This window comes from Rhodoferax sp. GW821-FHT07F03, assembly GCF_059418745.1.
In genome coordinates this window covers 109,361-127,863 of the sequence record NZ_JBWKQM010000003.1, presented here as the reverse complement: position 1 = coordinate 127,863, position 18,503 = coordinate 109,361, and the positions used below count along the sequence as shown (strand labels likewise).

The following is an 18,503-nucleotide window of genomic DNA, read 5'->3' as shown; positions in this document are numbered from 1 at the left end:
GGCGGTGCTCAGGTGGAGTGCAGCGGCCCCAGTTGCGGCAATGCGCGCAAGCGGAAGGCGAAAGCAGATAGGGAGGGCATGATTTACTGTAGCACGGCTCCCATACCAGCTTACAGATAAAAAAGGCCGCCGGCGCAGATAGTACCTGCGCTAGCAGCTCTCAAATCAATAGCATCAGGGCACACCCAGGAACAGATACACATTGCTGCTGTGCCCGCTGGCCAGGCCGTAGCCGATGTAGACCGGGCCCAGCGGTGTCTCGCCGCCCAGGTAGACCGTGACCGACTCCAGCGTGCCGGTACGCTGCGTTTCGGTGTAACGCGTGCCCATGCGCGCGGCTTCCAGCGCCAGGCCGGCGCGCATATCGCCGCGCAGGCCCAGAGGCAGGCTGCCCAGAATGCGCTCCAAGCCGACACGCCCGTAGCGCATATCGTCGCCCAACAACTGGCCGCGCGCATAGCCCGATAGCTTGAGAAAGCCGCCCAGTGAGGCCGCGTCGAACACCGGCAGCGCACCCCGGGTCGAACCGGTGTAGGCGAGCTGACTGGTAAAGACATAGCTGCCCAGCGAAAAGCTGCCCTGCAGCTGGGTGTCCAGCTTGTCGTAACGGCGCTCGGGAGAGGTGAAGTAGCGGCTGTGCAGCGCCCAGCCGTGGGTGGGAAAGTACAGCCGGTCCAGCTGGTCCAGGTCCAGGCTGGCAAAGCTGCCCTGCACTTGCTGCGACTGGTCGGCGAGCACGGCAACACCGGTCTGCAATGTCGCCCGCCCCAGAGTGTTGGACACGCCCAGGCGCATCTGCCCCAGGCTGCCCAGGTTGACGCCGCCGGCCAGCTCCAGACGCACGGTGCTGACGTCGTATTCCGCCACCTTGCGGTTGTCCTGGTAGGCCGGGGCCGAACGCGAGGCGTAGTGCACGCTGGGCTCGATGAACCAGTTCTGCCGTGGGTCCAGCGGCTGGTAGTACTCGGCATCCACGCCGGGTTCGCTGCCAATCTGCCCATTCACCAGCAGCTGCCCGCCCATCCGGTTCAGCGCCGTGCGCTGGTAGGCGGCGCGCAGGCTGAAGTCAGAGCCGTTCTTGCGGTCGCTCTCCAGCACCACGGCGAAGCGCAGATAGTCTGGGCCCCAGGGCTTTTCCACCGGGGTCACGCGCAGGATGTTGCGGCCACGCTCGCTCAGCAGGGTGTAGTCCACGCTCTGGTAGTAGCCGTCGCCATAGACCCGCTCCAGGTCGCGGTACAGCGCATCCGCATCCAGCAAACTGCCGGTGCGCTGGCTGATGTGCTGGGCCACCATTTGCGGATCGGTCAGCTTGGGGCCCACGATGTCGATGGCATCGACGATGGCGGTTTTACGCTGCGCGCCGGCCAAGGCCTGGGCCCAGGCGGCGTAGGCATCCGGCTGCATGGACAGCGTCTGCAGCTGGGCCGTCAAAGCCGCAGCGGCCTGGTAGCCACGCTCCACCGCATCGGCATTGCGGTCGAAGTCGCCAGCGGTGATGCCTTCCAGCGCAGGGCGGATATAGATGTCGGCCGGTGTGAGTTCGGCCATGGACTGGCTGACGTTCTGCTCGGTCAGGATGTTGATCATCTGAGCCGACACGCTCAGCGCCGAGCCAATCTGCTCCGGCGCCAGCAGGGGTGAACCCACGTTCACGGCAATCACCACGTCGGGGTGGCACAGGGCGCGCACCTCGCGCACCGGCAAGTTGTCCACCAAACCGCCGTCCACCAGCTTGCGGTCGCGGTAGAGCACTGGCGCCATCAGGGCCGGTACCGACATGCTGGCGCGCATGGCCTGGGTCAGGCTGCCGTCGCGCAGCACCACGCGTTCGCCGGTACCAATGTCGGTGGCGATGATGGATACCGGCAGCGGCAGGCTTTCGATCAGGCGCTCCGACAGGTCGGCGCGCACCAGTTGGTTGAAGAACAGCTTGATCTTCTGCCCCGCCAGAACACCCGGCGGAGCCACCACGCCAGACGCCCCCAAGCCCAGCTCCAGACCGGGCAGGTAGCGTTGCACCAGCATCTTGTTGCGGTAATTGGTTTCGGGGTAGGCCGTGTCGTCCTGGAACAGGTCGTTCCAGTCGGCCTTGGCCAGGGCGCGCCGCATCGCGTCGGGCGGCAGGCCAGCAGCGAAGGCGCCGGCCACCAGCGCACCCATGCTGGTGCCGGCTATGCAGTCCACCGGCACCCGCAGCTCGTTCAGCACCTCCAGCACGCCCACATGCGCCGCACCTCGGGCTCCGCCGCCGCCCAGCACCAGGCCCACACGCAAACGCTTGGCCAAGACCGGGCCGGCCGCGGGGCCGGCATCGGCCGCGCTTTGGGCCAGGCTGCTGCATGCGACAGCCGCCAAGGCCATGGCTAGAAACACGGAGAAAAGTAAGGGCGGGCGTAGAGCGGGTATCTGCATGCCGGGCATTGTCAACCGCCAGCACCCGGCATGAGGGCGCAAAAAAGCCCGCCGAAGCGGGCTTTTCTGGAGCACCCGGGTATTAGCCCATTAACCCATGTGCAGGCCGCCATTGACCGAGAAGTCGGCGCCGGTAGCGTAGCCACCTTCTTCCGATGCCAGCCAGGCGATGATGGAGGCGATTTCTGCCGGCTTGCCCAGACGCTTGACCGGCACGGTAGCCACGATCTTGGCCAGCACGTCTTCACGGATGGCGTTGACCATGTCGGTGCCGATGTAGCCAGGGCTGACGGTGTTGACCGTCACGCCCTTGGTGGCCAGCTCTTGCGCCAGCGCCATGGAGAAACCATGCATGCCGGCCTTGGCAGCCGAATAGTTGGTCTGACCGGCCTGGCCTTTTTCGCCGTTCACCGAAGAGATGTTGATGATGCGGCCCCAGCCCTTTTCCACCATGTCGGCCACCACTTGTTTGGTGACGTTGAACATGCTGTTCAGGTTGGTTTCGATCACCGAATCCCAGTCTTCACGCGACATCTTCAGGAACATACGGTCCTTGGTGATGCCGGCGTTGTTCACCAGCACGTCGATAGTGCCGTGCTCGGCCTTGGTCTTGGTGAAGGCTTCGACCGTGGAATCCCACGAACCTACATTGCCCACCGACGCGTAGAAGGTGAAGCCCAGTGCAGCCTGCTCAGCCAGCCATTTGGCGTGGTCGCGCGTAGGGCCGCAACCGGCGATGACCTTGAAGCCCTCGGTGTGCAGACGTTGGCAGATGGCGGTCCCGATGCCACCCATGCCGCCGGTGACGTACGCTACTTTTTGACTCATTTTTATCTCCTGAATTATGGGTACACCCCCAAGCTACAGCGCAAGCGCTTTTCGCCAACCCCCTTGCAGGGGGCGCATCCAGTGGCCTGGCAAAGCCAGTTCCACGGATGCTTTGGGATCGTTTCGTTCTTGCTGATGCCGAGAGGTGAATAGTTTGCTTGTTAAAAAATACGCTAGTAATTAGCGTTCGATGGTGAGTGCAACTCCCATGCCACCACCAATGCACAGCGATGCAATGCCCTTCTTCGCATCGCGGCGGGCCATCTCGTGCAGCAGGGTCACCAGAATGCGGCAGCCGGACGCGCCGATGGGGTGGCCGATGGCAATTGCGCCGCCATTCACGTTGACCTTGCTGGTGTCCCAGCCCATTTCGTTGTTTACCGCGCAGGCCTGGGCCGCGAAGGCTTCGTTGATTTCCAGCAGGTCCAGATCCTGCGCTTTCCAGCCAGCGCGGGCCAGGGCTTTTTGCGATGCGGGCACAGGGCCCATGCCCATGTAGGCGGGGTCCAGGCCGCTGGTGGCGAAGCTGGCGATACGGCCCAGGGGCTTCAGGCCCAGGGCGGCGGCCTTCTTGGCCGTCATCACCATCACGGCAGCAGCGCCGTCGTTGATGCCCGAGGCATTGCCTGCGGTCACGCCACCGGCCTTGTCGAAGGCGGGGCGCAAGCCGGCCAGGGCTTCGGCGTTGGTCTTCTTGTTGATGAATTCATCGTTGGCGAAGACGATGGGGTCACCCTTCTTTTGCGGAATGGTGAAAGGGGTGATTTCATCCTTGAACTTGCCAGCTTCCTGGGCGGCGGCAGCCTTTTGCTGGCTGGCCAGGGCCAGGGCATCCTGCATCTCGCGGCTGATGCCGTATTTCTTGGCCACGTTTTCGGCGGTGATGCCCATGTGGTACTGGTTGTACACGTCCCACAGGCCGTCGACGATCATGGTGTCGGTCATCTTCCAGTCACCCATGCGCTGGCCGTCGCGGCTGCCCAGCAGCACGTGGGGCGATGCGCTCATGTTTTCCTGGCCGCCGGCGATCACGATCTCGCTATCACCATAGGCCACGGCCTGGGCCGCCAGCATCACGGCCTTCAGGCCGGAGCCGCACACGGCGTTGATGGTCAGGCCAGGCGTGCCCTGGTTGAAGCCGCCCTTGATGACGGACTGGCGGGCCGGGTTCTGGCCCGCACCTGCGGCCAGCACCTGGCCCATGATGACTTCGCCGACCTGCTCGGCGCTCAGGCCGCTGCGCGCCAGCACTTCCTTGATGACGTGCGCGCCCAGTTCGGTCGCAGGGATTTTGGCAAGGCTGCCGCCAAACTTGCCAACAGCCGTACGTGCGGCGGAAACGATGACGATGTCTTCCATTTTGAGCTCCTAGTTTATTGATCTGTTACGGGGTGAATGTCAGTGTAGAGGTTGCTTATGGCAGTTCCGCATACGCAAAACTACGAGGCGCGGGTTTTCACGTAGCGGCCTGGCGCTGGCTCGGTGGCCTTGTACCCGCCTTTGCCATAGGCGGGGGGTGCCGCCACCTGCTTACCGGCGTGGCCCTTGAGCCAGACCGACCAGTCGGTCCACCAACTGCCTGGCTGCTCGGTGGCACCGGCGATCCAGTCCGCCGGCTTAGCCGGGAACTGGCTGGACTCGCTGGTCCAGTAGCTGCGCTTTTTCTTGGCCGGTGGATTGATCACGCCGGCGATGTGGCCGGAAGCCCCCATCACGAAGCGCTTCTTGCCCGGCAGTACCTGGGTGGATGCATAAGCCCCGCCAATCGGCACGATATGGTCTTCACGCGAGCCGTAGATGTAGGCCGGCATATCCAGCTTGCCCAGGTCGATCTTCTGGCCGCAGACCACGGCCTTGCCCGGCTTCACCAGCTTGTTTTCAAGATAGGTGTTGCGCAGATACCAGCAATAGAACGGGCCGGGCAGGTTGGTGGAGTCGCTGTTCCAGTACAGCAGGTCGAACGGCGGCGGGGTTTCACCCTTGAGGTAGTTGCCCACCACGTAGTTCCACACCAGGTCGTTCGGCCGCAGAAAGCTGAAGGTGCTGGACAGGTCGCCGCCCGGCAACAGTCCGCCCTTGCCCAGTTGCAATTCGCGGTACTTGACCATGGCCTCGTCCACGAAGATGTCGATGATGCCGGTGTCGGCAAAGTCCAGCAGCGTGGTCAGCAGGGTCAGGCTGGCCACCGGCTTTTCACCGCGCGCGGCCAGCACCGCCAGCGCCGTGCTGAGAATCGTGCCACCCACACAAAAGCCCAGGGCATTGATCTGCTTGGCGCCCGTGATTTCTTGGGTTACCGCTATGGCTTTGATAGCAGCTTCTTCGATGTAATCGTCCCAGGTCTTGTGGCCCAGGGACGCATCCGGGTTGCGCCAGCTGACCACAAAGGTGCGGTGGCCCTGCTCTACCGCGTAGCGGATCAGCGAGTTCTCGGGCTGCAGGTCCAGGATGTAGTACTTGTTGATGCAGGGCGGCACCAGCAGGAACGGGCGCTCGTAGACCTTGGCCGTCAGCGGCTTGTATTCGATCAGTTGGAACAGCTCGTTCTCGAACACCACCGCGCCTTCGGTGGTGGCCACGTTCTTGCCGACTTCGAACAGGCTCTCGTCGGTCATGGACACATGGCCCTGCTGCATGTCGTGCACCAGGTTCTTCAGGCCCTTGGCGATGCTTTCGCCCTGGGTTTCCAGCGCGCGCTTCTGGGCTTCGGCATTCAGCGCCAGGAAGTTGCTGGGCGCCGACGCGGCCATCCACTGCTCGACCGCGAAACGGATGCGGGCACGGGTTTTCTCGTCGGTGTCCACCGCGTCGGCCAGACCCATCAGGGTGCGGCTGGTCAGCAAATAGGCAGCGGCGGAATAGGTGGTGAAGGGGTTTTCGGTCCAGGCCTCGGAGGCAAAACGCCTGTCCTTGCGGATGGAGGCCGCGTCCAGGCTCTGGTTCCACAGGGCAGCGGCATCTTGTAGATACTGCTGCTGCAACTCTTGCAGCTTGTCGGGGGAAAACGCGATCTTGGGGGGGGTAGCGGCGCCGTTGACCTGGCCCATGTCCAGACCTTGCAGTGGCTTGATCGCATCGGCCCAGGCACGCGTCCAGCCGTCGCCCAGGGATTGCTGGAATTGCCGGGCGGCTTGCGCCCAGTCCGGTTCAGAATGCATAGTGCTTCCTCACAAAGCTTGTTATTGGATCAATAACAATTGGCTAAAACTCGCCCTCTACAGAGCACTATCTTTATGTACATCGTTCCGATTGGCTGGCTTTACGTGGCCCTCATGATGGCAGTGGCAGAGGCCACCAATACTAATGGCACTGTACTCGGTGCCGTGTTCACGTTTGTACTCTATGGAGCGGTGCCGGTCGCCTTGGTGGTTTACCTAATGGGGGCTCCGGCCAGGCGCCGCGCCATCAAGGCGCAAGCCGCGTCGGAGCTGGCTGCGCAGCAGGCGGCAGCCTCTGCGCAGACGTCAATCGCCGAGCCAGATACTGGCAGCCATTCGTCCACAAATAGGACTACGCCGGTAGGAGAAAAATCGTAACGAATTGCTAACAGTGCACCACGCCGGGCTGCCGTCGTTGCCATATATGCCGCGCACACCCAGTGCCTGCAACCGCAAACGCGCCAGTCCAGGCAGATCTGCCAGCCATTTACCCGGCCCATGGGGCACAAAGCAGGCGGCCGCCTCGGGCTGGTGGGCCATGAAGGCGGCCGGTACCTCGGGTCCCACTTCAAACTTCTGCGGGCCAATGCACGGGCCCAGCCACGCTATTATTTCTGTAGCTCCTGACGCAGATGCTGCCTGCGCCAGAGCATGTATTTCTTCATAAGCCGCCTCCAGCACGCCCTGCCCGTCCTGGCCCAGCAAACCGCGCCAACCCGCATGGGCTGCGGCCACCGCCCGGCCCTGGGTGTCGGTGAACAGCACCGGCAGGCAGTCGGCCACCATTACCGTACAGGCCTGGCCGGGCTGGTTGCTCACGCTAGCGTCGGCCACGATGGGCGCTGGCTCCTTCGCAGGAAGCCGCACCACGGCCCGGCCATGCACCTGCTGCAAGAACGTGGGTTCGGCCTGTAGCCACTCACCCAACAAGGCCCGGTTGCGCTGCACGTCGGCCAACACATCGCCCACGTGGTCGCCCAGGTTCATGGCGTCGAAAGGCGCGGCCGACACGCCGCCCGCGCGGCTGGTGAACACCGCGTGCACGGAACGGGGGGCGGGCCAGTCGGGCCGCAGCCAGTCGCTGGGAAGGGTCTCAAGTTTCAAGATCGTGTGCTGTGAACTAAGTTGCTGGCAAGCATACATTGCAGCCGCCCTCAATCCAGTTTTCGCACCCTGCATTGCTATTTTTTCAATAGCTGCCAGCGCAGGTATTATGTACGCCAGAGGCACTTTATTCTCACTTTTATGCACACACCTTTACGCTATGGATTCCTGGGCTGCGGCATGATGGGCCAGGAGCATCTGCGCAATATCCAGCTTCTGCCCAACGCCGTAGTGACCGTCATTTTTGAGCCCGACGCCACAATGCGCGCGCGCAGCGCCGCCCTGGTACCGCAGGCCCGGCAGGTGGATTCGCTGGACGCCCTGCTGGCGTCGGACGATCTGGACTGCCTGGTCATCACCAGCCCCAACTTCACCCATGCCGGCCAGCTGCAGACAATTGCCGCGCGCCGCCCCCTACCCTTGCTGGTGGAAAAGCCCGTTTGTACCAACCTGGCCGATGTGGCCGCGCTGCACGCCCTGCGCCAGAGCTACCCCGCGCCGATCTGGGTGGCCATGGAATACCGCTACATGCCGCCCATCGCCACCACGCTGGCCCACACCCATGCGCAAACGCATACCGGCCCGGTGACCCTGTTCAGTCTGCGCGAGCACCGCTTCCCGTTTCTGGAAAAGGTGGGCGACTGGAACCGCTTCAACAAGAACACCGGCGGCACGCTGGTAGAAAAGTGCTGCCATTTCTTCGACCTGATGCGCCTGCTGACCCGCAGCGAGCCGGTGCGCATCTATGCCTCGGCCTCGCAGGCGCACAACCACCTGGATGAGGTGTATGCCGACGGCGTGCCCGACATCCTGGACAACGCCTTTGTGACGGTGGACTTTGCCAACGGCCAGCGTGGCCTGCTGGAGCTGTGCATGTTCGCCGAGGGCTCGCGCTACCAGGAGGAGCTGTGCGTGGTCGGCCGCGACGGCAAGCTCGAATGCTTTGTGCCCGGCCCCACACGCTTCTGGCCCGCCGCGCTAGGCCCAGCGCCCACGCCCAAGGTGGTCATCAGCCCGCGCCATACGCCTGGCCCGCAGGAGCTGGACATCCCCATCGACCCGCGCCTGCTGGAGGCCGGCGACCACAACGGATCGACCTTCTACCAGCACGAGAAGTTCTACCGCGCGGTACGCGGCCAAGGCCCGGTGGAAGTCGGCCTGACTGACGGCCTGAAGGCCGTGGTGATGGGCCTGGCCGCGCAGGAATCGGCGCGCACCGGGCAGGCCATAGACCTGCGCAGCGGGCCTTACGCCATCAGCGCTCTGGATTAAAAAGGCGAGGTGGAGGCCGCGCCGGTCTCCAGCGTGTCCACCGCGAACTGGCCACGCTCAAACACCAGGCCCTTGCCGGGCCGCGAGCCGTAGTGCTCGATCTGACCCAGCAAGATGTCGTGGTCACCGGCCTGCACCGTCTGGTACAGCTTGCAGTCGAACCAGGCCAGGGCCGGCACCAGCTTCAGGCGCTGGCTGTCCAGCCGCACAAATTCACCCGCCGCAAAACGCTCGGCCTGGGTACCACGCGCAAAGGCCTGGGCCAATTCCTGGTGCTCGCTGCCCAGCACGCTGACGGTGTAGCCGCTGCTGCGCACAAAAGCCTCGTGGCTGGCGGCGTTGTGCCGGATATTCCACAGCACCAGGGCCGGGTCCAGCGATACCGCGTTGAACGAGCTGCAGGTCATGCCCCAGTCCTGCCCGTTCCAGTGGGTGGTGACCAGGGTCACACCGGTGGCAAAGCAGCCAAATGCATCGCGCAATGCGCGGTCGGTCGCGGCCTTCATGGCACCTCCACACCGGCGGCCAGGCTGTACAGCTGGTACCAAGTCTCGCGGTCCATGTGGACCTTGAACGCATCACCCAGGGCCTGCACACGGCCCAGGTCGTTGGTGCCCAGCACCGGCACGATGCGCGCCGGGTGGGCCAGCAGCCAGGCCACGGCCACCGCGTCCAGGCCTACGCCGTACTGGCTGGCCAGGCTTTGCAGCAGCGGGCGCACGCGCTGGGCGGCTGCACCGTCACCAAACAGGGCACCACCCGCCAGCGGCGACCAGGCCATGACCGGCTGCTGCCTTTGCTGGTGGTAGGCCAACTGGCCGTTGGTGAACGGGCTTTGTGCCAACAGGCTGAGTTCGATCTGGTTTGTGGCCAGCGGGGTCTGCATGGCCGACTGCAGCAGCTCGCAGTCCCAGGGCTGGAAGTTGGACACGCCCACCGCGCGCACCTTGCCGGACTGCACCAGCTGGTCCAGGCAGGCGCCGGTTTCAGCCGCGTCCATGAAGGGGTCGGGGCGGTGCAGCAACAGCAGGTCGATCACGTCCACGCCAATGTGGCCCAAGGACGCTTCAACCGAAGCGCGGATGTGTGCGGCCGATGTGTCGTAGTGCTTCACCCGGCGCTGCGGGTACTTGGCGGATGTCAGCATGATGCCGCACTTGGTCACGGTCTGCAGCCGGACTTTCAGCTCGGGCGCGGTCTTCAGCGCGGCGCCAAACAGGGCTTCACACTGGTAGTCGCCATAGATGTCAGCGTGGTCAAAGCTGGTAATGCCCTGGTCCAGGCAGGCGTGGACCTTGCGCAAGGTGGCCTGCACCGAGGTATCGGCGCTGTCGGCCAGGCGCCATACGCCATAGACCAAGCGGCTAAGTTCGAGGCCCGAAGCCCCCAAGGCAATGCGTTGCATTAACGACGTTCTCCGAGCCCCAGGGGCGTGTTCGGTGTGGATGGTGGAATGCGCCCGTAGTGTTGCGGCAGCGAAAGCGTTTTCAGGTGGGGCAAGACCTTCTGGCCGAAGATTTCGCATTCGTCCTGGTGCGGGTAGCCCGAGAAAATAAACGCCCGGATACCCATCTTGCGGTAACGCTCTAGTTTACTGAGAACCTGGTCCACACTGCCGACCACCGCCGCGCCGCAGCCGGAGCGGGCCCGGCCAATGCCGGTCCACAGCTGCGGCTCGACAAAACCCTCGGCATCGGATTTTTCGCGATTCTGCGCCTGCAGCGACACGCCAAAGCTCTTCGCGTCCAGCGCGCGGGCGCGGATCTCGGCGCCTTTTTCATCGTCCAGGCGGGACACCAGCTCTTGCGCGTATTCGCGCGCCTCCTGCTCGGTGTCGCGCACCACCATGTGCACGCGCAGGCCGTAGTCAATCACGCGGCCGTAGTGCTGGGCGCGCTCGTGCACGGCACGCATGCGCTGAGCCAGCATTTCCTCGGGCTCGGGCCACATCAGGTACACGTCGCAATGCGCGGCGCACAGCTCCACCGCCAGCGGGCTATAGCCACCGAAATACAGCAGCGGGCCGCCGTTTTGCTGGTACGGCCGCACCGGGTCGCAGGACAGGCCTTTGAGCTGGTAGATCTGGCCCTCATAGTTGATCTCGTCCTGCGTCCAGGCCTGCTTCAAAATCTCGACCACCTCCCACGAGCGCTGGTAGCGGTACTCGTTGCTGGCATCCTCTCCGGGGAAGTTGGAGGAGATCACATTCAGCGTCAGCCGGCCCTGGAGCATGTGGTCCAGCGTGGCCACGGTACGCGCCAGCATGGCCGGGTGCAGCTCGCCGCAGCGTATGGCGGCCAGCAGGTTGATGTTGCGCGTCATCGGCGCCACAGCCGAGGCAAAGGTCAGCGTGTCCTGCCCCACCTGGTAGGACGAGGGGCAGAGGATGTTGCGGTAGCCCAGGCGGTCCGCCGTCAGCAGGATGTCGCGGGTGTGTTCCCAGCTGCTGCGCAGACTGCCATCGGGTACGCCCAGGTAGCGATAGTCGTCCGAACACAGTGGCGCGAACCACGATACCTCGGCTGCGTCCACAGCCTCACTTTTCACCGGCACTACCGCCATACGAACCTCCATGTATTGCGCTTCATCAAATGGACTGCATAATGAATGAATAGTATATGACTTTAGCCTTTTCCACGTGAGCACCAGCAGCCCGGAAACCCTTTTGCCTACGTCCCAGCCGCTGCCGCGCTATCTGCAGGTCAGCGAGATGCTGGGCCGCGAAATCCTGGCCGGCCACTGGCGCGCGGGCGAGCGCATCCCCACCGAGCCGGTGCTGGCCGCATCGCTGGGCGTGGCGGTGGGCACGCTGCGCAAGGCCGTGGCCGAGCTGGAGCAGCGCGGCATGCTGGAGCGGCGCCAAGGCTCGGGCACCTATGTGCGGGCACGGGCCGGCCGGGTGAAGAACATCTATGAATTCTTCCGGCTGGAACTACTGCAAGGCGGCGGCCTGCCCACGGCGCAGATACTGGCTGTGGACGCGGCCCCGCTGCCCACGGCGCTCATCGCACGCGAGCAACCGGCCTGGCACAACGGCTGGCGCATACGCCGCCTGCGCGCGCTGAACGGCACGCCGGTGGCGCTGGAAGAAATCTGGATAGACCAGCGCCACGCACTCAGCCCCGCATTGAGCGACGCGCTGTACCAGTTCTACAAAGAGCAACTCGGCTTCTGGATCGCCCGGGTGCAAGACCAACTCTCGGTGGACGCCCTGCCCGCCTGGGCCCCCGCCGCCCTGGGCCTGGAAGCCGGCGCGCCCTGCACTTACATTGAACGCCAAGCCTGGTCGAACAGCCAGGTAGTGGAAGAGGTGTCGCGCACCTGGGTACACCCGCAGCGGGCACGTTACTGCGCACGCTGGCCCTGATATCTTGCTACCGAATCAATAGCTGCCTGTGCAGGTATTACCTGCGCTAGAGGCCTATTTGGCTTAAATTTTCATCGCAGGGGACGGCCATCGACCGGAGGCAGCGCCCGCCAAGCTTTCAGCTAGCTATCACCAAGTGTCGGCGTTTTCTCTGTAACAAAGCCTAGGTGCTGGCAGGCATCATCCACCCATGAATATTTTGTTGGTGGAAGACGACTTGAACCTGGTGGATGCCCTCAGCCGCATGTTGGTGGCGCGCGGCTTTCAAGTCGTTTGCTGTGCCGATGGCCTGGAGGCCTTGGTGATGCTGCGGCAGCGGCAGTTTGATGCGGCCCTGCTGGATTTGACCTTGCCCGGCCTGGATGGCCTGGAGGTGCTGCAGCGCCTGCGCGACGAAGGCTCGCGCCTGCCGGTGCTGGTGATGACCGCCCGCACCGCGGTGGAAGACCGGGTGCTGGGCCTGAACTCGGGTGCCGACGACTACCTGAGCAAACCCTTCGACGTGGAAGAGCTGGTGGCCCGGCTCAAGGCCCTGGTGCGCCGCAGCCTGGGTGTGGAGGATTTCCGCTGCGGTGCCTTGCGCCTGGACCTGGACAAAGGCCGGGTCTTCCGCGGCGCGCTGCCGCTGGAGATGCCGGGGCGCGAGCTAGCCCTGCTCAAGGCCTTGATGCTGCACCCCGGCCAGGCCGTGGCCAAGGAAGACCTGCACCAGACCGTGTTCGGCGACGAAGGCCAGGCCGGCTCGGACGCGATCGAGGTGCTGGTGCACCGCCTGCGCAAGCGCATCCAGGGCTCGGGCGCCAGCCTGGTCACCTTGCGCGGCGTGGGCTACTACCTGATGGACGACGCGCTTGCCGACAAGCAGGACGCGCCATGAATGCCGGCCCACCCGCTTTCTGGCGGCGCCTGGCAGCCTGGCGGCCCTGGCTGGTAGGCCGCTCCATCCGCTGGTTTGTATTTGTCTGGGCAGTCGGCCTGCTGCTGGCCCTGGATGCTGCCAGCAGCCTATGGCCGCTGGGGCTGTCTGCCGGGGAATGGTGGGCGTTGAAAACCGGCTTGTTTGCCGCCGCGCTGTGGTGGGTGGTTGACCAGGCCTTCCGACCGGCTGTGCTGCTAGGGCAAGACCTGGCCCATCGCCGCGCCGATGACCTGCGCCAGGTGTCCGGCACGCAGCCCATGGAGCTGGAACAGCTGGCCGCCGCCGTCAATGGGCTGATGCAACAGCAGCAAGCCTCGCTGGACCAGCAAAAGAAATTTCTGGCCGATGCCTCGCACCAGCTGCGCACGCCGTTTGCGGTACTGCGTACCCAGCTGCAGGGCGTGATGTCCGGACAACTGGAAACCCGCGAGACCCTGCCCAAAATGCTGGCTACCGTGGACCGGTCCAGCGCATTGGTACGCCAGCTGCTGGCCATGGCCAAGGTGGAGCAACTGGTGCGCCGCGCCCACTGGACCGAAGTCGACCTGATGGCCGTGGCCCGCGACGTGGTGCTGGAATTTGCCCCGCTGCTGGCCCGCAAGAAGCTGGACTTCGCGCTGCAGGCGATTCCCGTGCGCCTGCTGACCGACCCCTGGTTACTGGGCGAAATGGTGCGCAACCTGCTGTCGAATGCCATCCACCACACCCCCAAGGGCGGTGCACTGGGGCTGGTGATACGCGTGCTGCCCAGCGGCACCGAGCTGCTGGTGTGGGACAACGGTGGCGGCATGGACGAGGCTGTGCAATCCCGCCTGTTCGAGCCCTTCCAATCCTCGTCCGGCGCCACCGGCGTGGGTTTGGGCTTGTCGATCTGCCGCCAGATCGCGGTGTCCATGGATGCCACGGTGGACTTGTTCAACCGCGTGCAAGGCGACCGCATCGTGGGGGTGGACGCCGTGGTGCGCTGGCCGCAGGAGCTGTCGCATGGCTAGCGCGGTGCAGTTCCAGGCGGTGGACAAGGTGTTTCCGAACGGCGTGCGGGCACTGAACAATGTGCAGCTGCGCATCCCTCCGCGCCAGCTGACCACATTGCTCGGCCCATCCGGCTGCGGCAAAACCACCTTGCTGCGCATGGTGGCGGGGCTGGAGCGGCCCACCACAGGCCGGATACACATAGGCGATGTAGACGTGACCGAACTGGACTCGGCACAGCGCCCGATCAGCATGGTGTTTCAAAGCTACGCCTTGTTCCCCCACCTGAATGTGCTGGACAACGTGGGCTATGGGCTGCGCATGCAAAACCTGCCCACGCAGGAATGCGACCACCATGCCATGGAGGCGCTGGAGGCGGTCGGTTTGCAAGCCATTGCTGGTAGCAACACCAGCATGCTGTCCGGCGGCCAGCAACAACGCGTGGCCTTGGCCCGAGCCCTGGCCCTGCGCCCCCAGGTGCTATTGCTGGATGAGCCGCTGTCCAACCTGGATGCGGGCTTGCGGCGCCACATCCGCGAGGACATCCGAGCGCTGCAGCAGCGCCTGGGGCTGACGGTGGTCTACGTCACCCACGACCACAACGAAGCCATGGCGGTCAGCGATACGGTGGTCGTCATGCGCGACGGCCAGATCATGCAGATAGGCACGCCACAGCAGGTGTACGAGACACCGCACTGCGAATTCGTGGCGGGCTTCATGGGCGATGCCGTGCTGTTCGATGCCGAGGCCGACGCCATCGGCACGGTGCATCTGGGCCCGTTGCGCGTGGGCTCGGGCCTGACGCGGCGCCAAGGCAAGGTGCGCCTGGTCGTGCGGCCACACGCCTGGCGGCTGGAGCCCGCCAGCGGCACCGGCCTGGCCGGCAGGGTGCTGTCGCGTGCCTTTCTGGGCCGCAATACCGAATACCAGGTACTCACCGCCTTGGGCACGTTGCTGGTGCTGGTGCAGGGCGAGGTACAGCCGCGCCAGGTGGACTCGCCCGTCAGCGTGCGTCTGGACACCCAAGGCGTCAGTGTGGTCATACCCTCGGGCCAGGATGCCACCAACGATCCCTGACGTGGGGGCCATGGGCCCCGCCGTCTTGGCTATTTCAATGTTTTCAATCGGACCCAGGAGGTCCACATACCAGGAGATCCACATGAAAAAAAACAAGTTCTTGATTGCACCCTTGCTGCTGGCCTTGGGCATGCCAGCCTTTGCCGATGGCGGTGAAGTCAATGTCATTTGCTCGGCCCAGGCAGACTGGTGCAATCTGATCCAGATCACCTTCGGCAAAACCAGCGGTATCAAAGTCAATATGACGCTCAAGGGCTCGGGTGAGGCTCTGGCCCAGATCACGGCAGAACGTGCCAACCCGAAAACCGATCTGTGGTTTGGCGGCACCGGCGACCCGCATTTGTTGGCCGCAGAGCAGAACCTCACCCTGGAATACAAATCCGCCTCCCTGCCCCAGCTCCATACCTGGGCGCAAAAGCAGGCTGAGCAGGCCGGCTACAAGACCGTGGGTGTGTACTCCGGCCCCTTGGGCTTTGCCTACAACACCGAGCTGCTGGCCAAGAAAAAACTGCCCATCCCCAAGGTATGGGCCGATCTGCTGAAGCCCGAGTACAAGGGTGAAATCCAGGTGTCCGACCCGCGCGCCAGTGGCACGGCCTACACCATGATTGCCACCCTGGTGCAACTCATGGGTGAAGACAAGGCTTTTGAATACCTGGCGGCGCTGCACAAGAACGTCAGCACCTATCCGCGCTCCGGCGTAGGGCCGATCAAGGCTGTTGCACGTGGCGAAGCCGCCGTATCCATCAGCTTTGTGCACGATGCCCCTGGCGAAAAGGCCCAGGGCTTCCCGGTCGAGGCCATCACACCAGCGGACGGCACGGGGGCCGAGATCGGCTCCATGTCCTTGATCAAGGGCGCGCGCAATCTGGACAACGCCAAGAAGCTCTACGAGTGGGCCTTGACGCCGGGCGCGCAGCAATTCGGCGTGGCTTCCAAGCAGTTCCAGCTGCCGTCCAACAAGAGCACGCCACCCGACCCGCGCATCCCCGATTTCAAGAAGATCAAGCTGATTGACTACGACTACGCCAAGTACGGCCAGGCGGCAGTGCGGCGCCAGTTGATCCTGAACTGGGAGCGCAAGGTCTTCAACCAGGCCAAGTAAGCCCGTATCGGCGAGCCCCACCCGGGGGCCGCCGATACCGCCCTGTAGCGCAGCCCATCCATCTCCACAGATCTCCCTCTATGCCAGTCCAATTTACAGAACGAACCCAGCGTGCGATATACGCCTGGGTGCTCATAGGCCTTGCCGCCTACCTAGTCTTGCCGTGGTACTTCTTGCAAAGCGGATCACTGCTCTCGGCCCTGCCCGGGCTCTTCTCCGAACAGGTCAGCGCCAACGGTGTGACGCAGGCCGCCATCCATGGCCGCGCCTGGCTCTGGACCGGCTTTGTCGGCCTGCTGATCGCCGGCATCGGCGCCGTGCTGCCCGCAAGCCGGCGCCAGGGTGGCGTACTGATTGCCGGTGCCCTGGTCGGCCTGCTGGGGCTGGGCATCAGCGGCTTCACCATCGGTGCCGTGGGCTGGTCGTTTGAGTGGCTGAATGGTGCGCTGGGCAGCTTGCCGCAAGGGCAGTTTGGTATGGGCTGGGGCGCGTTCCTGGTCTTGGTCTGCCTGGTGATGTTGCTGGGCTCGGGCATTGCACGCCTGGGCTATTTCCGTGGCGATGTGTTTGTAGCTGCCACGGTGGTGGGCTGCACCGCACTGTTGTGCTTGTTCGTGGTGTTTCCTGTAGCCAAGTCGCTGGCCGCGGCCTTTTATACCGAAGAGGGCAACTTTGCCTTGGCGGCCGTATGGGACCGCATCGGCACCGAACGTGTATGGGGCCTGGCCTGCCTGCACAGCAGCAGCCATTGCGGCGTGGCCTGGAACACCTTGTATCTGGCTTTGCTGACGGCAGCCGGCACTACGGCGCTGGGCACCATGATTGCGCTGATCTCCGAGCGCGGCACCGACAAGCGCATCCAGAAACCGCTAGGCGCTCTGGCCATGCTGCCCATCATCACGCCTCCCTTTGTGGTCGGCCTGGGTCTGATACTGCTGTTTGGCCGTGCGGGCATCGTCAACCAGTTGCTGGAATGGTCGATGGGCGTTGTGCCTTCGCGCTGGTTCTACGGTGTGTTTGGCGTGTGGCTGGCCCAGTTGTTCGCCTTCACCCCGATTGCCTACATGATCATGCGCGGCGTGGTGCAAGGCATCAGCCCGTCGCTGGAAGAAGCCGCGCAAACACTGCGGGCCAGCCGCATGAAGACCTTCACCACCGTGACCCTGCCGCTGCTGGCGCCGGGCCTGGCGAATGCCTTTCTGGTGGGCTTCATTGAAAGCATTGCCGACTTCGGCAACCCCATCCTGCTGGGCGGCGACTATGCGGTGCTGTCCACCGACATCTTCTTTGCCATCGTCGGCGCCTCATTGGACCAGGGCATGGCAGCCGCACTGGCACTGGTGCTGACGGTGTTTGCATTGACCGTGTTCTTCGTCCAGCGGCGCATTCTGGGCAGCACCAGCTTCACCACGGTGTCTGGCAAGGGCGATGCGGGCGTGCCCATGGAGTTGCCCACCCTGGTGCGCCGCGTCTGCACCTGGGTGGCCGGCCCCTGGCTGGCCTTCACGGTGGTGGTGTATCTGTTCGCCTTTGCGGGCGGCTTCGTCAAGATCTGGGGGCGCGACTACAGCCTGACCCTGATGCATTTCAAGACCGCATTCGATGTGCAGATGGGCGAACATGGCCTGGTCTGGGCCGGCACGGCCTGGAGTTCGCTGTTCACCACCATCACGCTGGCGGCCATCGCGGCGCCGATCTGCGCCAGCATTGGCTTGCTGATTGCCTGGCTGCTGGCCCGCACCGAGTTCCGGGGCAAGGGATTGTTTGAGTTCTCTGCACTGCTGACCTTTGCGATCCCCGGCACGGTGCTGGGCGTCAGCTACATCCTGGCCTTCAACGTGCCGCCGGTCGAGCTCACCGGCACCGGCCTGGTGATCGTACTGTGCTTTGTGTTCCGCAACCTGCCGGTGGGTGTGCGGGCTGGCACCGCGTCCTTCAAGCAGCTGGACAAGTCGCTGGACGAAGCCTCGGTGATGCTGCGCGCCAGCAGCATGACGACCCTGCGCAGGGTGGTGCTGCCGCTGCTGAAGCCGGCCCTGGTGGCCGCGCTGGTCTACAGCTTTGTGCGCTCCATGACCACCGTGTCGGCGGTGATCTTCCTGGTGACGGCCGAGTACGAACTGGCCACCACCTACATCATCGGCCGGGTTGGCAATGGCGACTACGGGGTCGCGCTGGCCTACTGCACGGTGCTGATTCTGCTGATGTCCCTGGTCACGGCCTTGATCCAGTTTTTTGTCGGTGAACGCAAGCTCGGCCGCCGCACCGTCGGCGCCAACAAGTAGT

General features: G+C 64.2%; 15 protein-coding genes. 7 read left to right on the top strand and 8 right to left on the bottom strand.

What is annotated here, in order from left to right:
- Nucleotides 1–174: 174 nt before the first annotated feature.
- The 5 genes from AC07R0_RS05205 to pgeF all read right to left on the bottom strand — a co-directional run bounded on the left by AC07R0_RS05205 (nucleotide 175) and on the right by pgeF (nucleotide 7,505).
- Complete coding sequence (locus AC07R0_RS05205) at nucleotides 175–2,376, bottom strand: patatin-like phospholipase family protein (RefSeq protein WP_495104054.1); 2,202 nt, start codon at nucleotides 2,374–2,376, stop codon at nucleotides 175–177.
- Nucleotides 2,377–2,505: 129 nt separating this feature from the next.
- Nucleotides 2,506–3,243 carry an acetoacetyl-CoA reductase gene (phbB, locus tag AC07R0_RS05200; protein WP_495075992.1) on the bottom strand — a complete coding sequence of 246 codons (738 nt, stop codon included), beginning with the start codon at nucleotides 3,241–3,243 and terminating at the stop codon, nucleotides 2,506–2,508.
- 180 nt (nucleotides 3,244–3,423) lie between these two features.
- Nucleotides 3,424–4,602, bottom strand: coding sequence for an acetyl-CoA C-acetyltransferase (locus tag AC07R0_RS05195; protein WP_495075993.1), 1,179 nt, complete (start codon nucleotides 4,600–4,602; stop codon nucleotides 3,424–3,426).
- Nucleotides 4,603–4,682: 80 nt separating this feature from the next.
- Nucleotides 4,683–6,401, bottom strand: coding sequence for a class I poly(R)-hydroxyalkanoic acid synthase (gene phaC / locus AC07R0_RS05190; RefSeq protein ID WP_495104053.1), 1,719 nt, complete (start codon nucleotides 6,399–6,401; stop codon nucleotides 4,683–4,685).
- A 306-nt stretch (nucleotides 6,402–6,707) separates the two neighbouring features.
- On the bottom strand, nucleotides 6,708–7,505 hold the full coding sequence (pgeF, locus tag AC07R0_RS05185; protein WP_495075995.1) for a peptidoglycan editing factor PgeF: 798 nt from the start codon (nucleotides 7,503–7,505) through the stop codon (nucleotides 6,708–6,710).
- Nucleotides 7,506–7,646: 141 nt separating this feature from the next.
- Here pgeF and AC07R0_RS05180 point away from each other — a divergent pair, with 141 nt between their 5' ends.
- Nucleotides 7,647–8,777: a Gfo/Idh/MocA family protein gene (locus AC07R0_RS05180; protein WP_495075996.1), complete on the top strand. Its 1,131-nt coding sequence runs from the start codon at nucleotides 7,647–7,649 to the stop codon at nucleotides 8,775–8,777.
- Here AC07R0_RS05180 and AC07R0_RS05175 read toward each other — a convergent pair.
- The 3 genes from AC07R0_RS05175 to AC07R0_RS05165 are packed head-to-tail and all read right to left on the bottom strand — an operon-like array spanning nucleotide 8,774 to nucleotide 11,351.
- Entirely contained in the window at nucleotides 8,774–9,283 is a 510-nt protein-coding gene (locus AC07R0_RS05175; RefSeq protein ID WP_495075997.1) for a flavin reductase family protein, read from the bottom strand. The genes AC07R0_RS05180 and AC07R0_RS05175 overlap by 4 nt on opposite strands.
- Entirely contained in the window at nucleotides 9,280–10,182 is a 903-nt protein-coding gene (locus AC07R0_RS05170) for an aldo/keto reductase (RefSeq protein ID WP_495104052.1), read from the bottom strand. The genes AC07R0_RS05175 and AC07R0_RS05170 overlap by 4 nt, the downstream gene beginning before the upstream one ends.
- Nucleotides 10,182–11,351, bottom strand: coding sequence for an LLM class flavin-dependent oxidoreductase (locus AC07R0_RS05165; RefSeq protein ID WP_495075999.1), 1,170 nt, complete (start codon nucleotides 11,349–11,351; stop codon nucleotides 10,182–10,184). The genes AC07R0_RS05170 and AC07R0_RS05165 overlap by 1 nt, the downstream gene beginning before the upstream one ends.
- A 91-nt stretch (nucleotides 11,352–11,442) precedes the next feature.
- Between AC07R0_RS05165 and AC07R0_RS05160 the strand changes: the two genes are divergently transcribed.
- The 6 genes from AC07R0_RS05160 (at nucleotide 11,443) to AC07R0_RS05135 (ending at nucleotide 18,502) form a co-directional block, all read left to right on the top strand.
- Entirely contained in the window at nucleotides 11,443–12,144 is a 702-nt protein-coding gene (locus AC07R0_RS05160; protein WP_495104051.1) for a GntR family transcriptional regulator, read from the top strand.
- 190 nt (nucleotides 12,145–12,334) lie between these two features.
- Complete coding sequence (locus AC07R0_RS05155) at nucleotides 12,335–13,021, top strand: response regulator transcription factor (protein ID WP_310376146.1); 687 nt, start codon at nucleotides 12,335–12,337, stop codon at nucleotides 13,019–13,021.
- Nucleotides 13,018–14,055 carry a sensor histidine kinase gene (locus AC07R0_RS05150; protein ID WP_495104050.1) on the top strand — a complete coding sequence of 346 codons (1,038 nt, stop codon included), beginning with the start codon at nucleotides 13,018–13,020 and terminating at the stop codon, nucleotides 14,053–14,055. The genes AC07R0_RS05155 and AC07R0_RS05150 overlap by 4 nt, the downstream gene beginning before the upstream one ends.
- A complete protein-coding gene (locus AC07R0_RS05145; protein ID WP_495104049.1) occupies nucleotides 14,048–15,112 on the top strand; it encodes an ABC transporter ATP-binding protein in 1,065 nt (354 codons plus the stop codon). The genes AC07R0_RS05150 and AC07R0_RS05145 overlap by 8 nt, the downstream gene beginning before the upstream one ends.
- 82 nt (nucleotides 15,113–15,194) lie before the next feature.
- Nucleotides 15,195–16,217, top strand: a complete 1,023-nt coding sequence (locus AC07R0_RS05140; protein ID WP_495104048.1) for an ABC transporter substrate-binding protein — start codon at nucleotides 15,195–15,197, stop codon at nucleotides 16,215–16,217.
- An 80-nt stretch (nucleotides 16,218–16,297) separates the two neighbouring features.
- Nucleotides 16,298–18,502, top strand: coding sequence for an ABC transporter permease (locus AC07R0_RS05135; RefSeq protein ID WP_495104047.1), 2,205 nt, complete (start codon nucleotides 16,298–16,300; stop codon nucleotides 18,500–18,502).
- Nucleotide 18,503 lies beyond the last annotated feature (1 nt).

What these genes read in the sequence shown, in the direction of transcription:
- AC07R0_RS05140 (WP_495104048.1), top strand. Translation starts at nt 15,195, where the DNA reads ATGAAAAAAAACAAGTTCTTGATTGCACCCTTGCTGCTGGCCTTGGGC.
- AC07R0_RS05135 (WP_495104047.1), top strand. Translation starts at nt 16,298, where the DNA reads ATGCCAGTCCAATTTACAGAACGAACCCAGCGTGCGATATACGCCTGG.
- AC07R0_RS05150 (WP_495104050.1), top strand. Translation starts at nt 13,018, where the DNA reads ATGAATGCCGGCCCACCCGCTTTCTGGCGGCGCCTGGCAGCCTGGCGG.
- AC07R0_RS05165 (WP_495075999.1), bottom strand. Translation starts at nt 11,351, where the DNA reads ATGGAGGTTCGTATGGCGGTAGTGCCGGTGAAAAGTGAGGCTGTGGAC.
- AC07R0_RS05175 (WP_495075997.1), bottom strand. Translation starts at nt 9,283, where the DNA reads ATGAAGGCCGCGACCGACCGCGCATTGCGCGATGCATTTGGCTGCTTT.
- phaC (WP_495104053.1), bottom strand. Translation starts at nt 6,401, where the DNA reads ATGCATTCTGAACCGGACTGGGCGCAAGCCGCCCGGCAATTCCAGCAA.
- AC07R0_RS05155 (WP_310376146.1), top strand. Translation starts at nt 12,335, where the DNA reads ATGAATATTTTGTTGGTGGAAGACGACTTGAACCTGGTGGATGCCCTC.
- AC07R0_RS05180 (WP_495075996.1), top strand. Translation starts at nt 7,647, where the DNA reads ATGCACACACCTTTACGCTATGGATTCCTGGGCTGCGGCATGATGGGC.
- phbB (WP_495075992.1), bottom strand. Translation starts at nt 3,243, where the DNA reads ATGAGTCAAAAAGTAGCGTACGTCACCGGCGGCATGGGTGGCATCGGG.
- AC07R0_RS05195 (WP_495075993.1), bottom strand. Translation starts at nt 4,602, where the DNA reads ATGGAAGACATCGTCATCGTTTCCGCCGCACGTACGGCTGTTGGCAAG.
- AC07R0_RS05170 (WP_495104052.1), bottom strand. Translation starts at nt 10,182, where the DNA reads ATGCAACGCATTGCCTTGGGGGCTTCGGGCCTCGAACTTAGCCGCTTG.
- AC07R0_RS05145 (WP_495104049.1), top strand. Translation starts at nt 14,048, where the DNA reads ATGGCTAGCGCGGTGCAGTTCCAGGCGGTGGACAAGGTGTTTCCGAAC.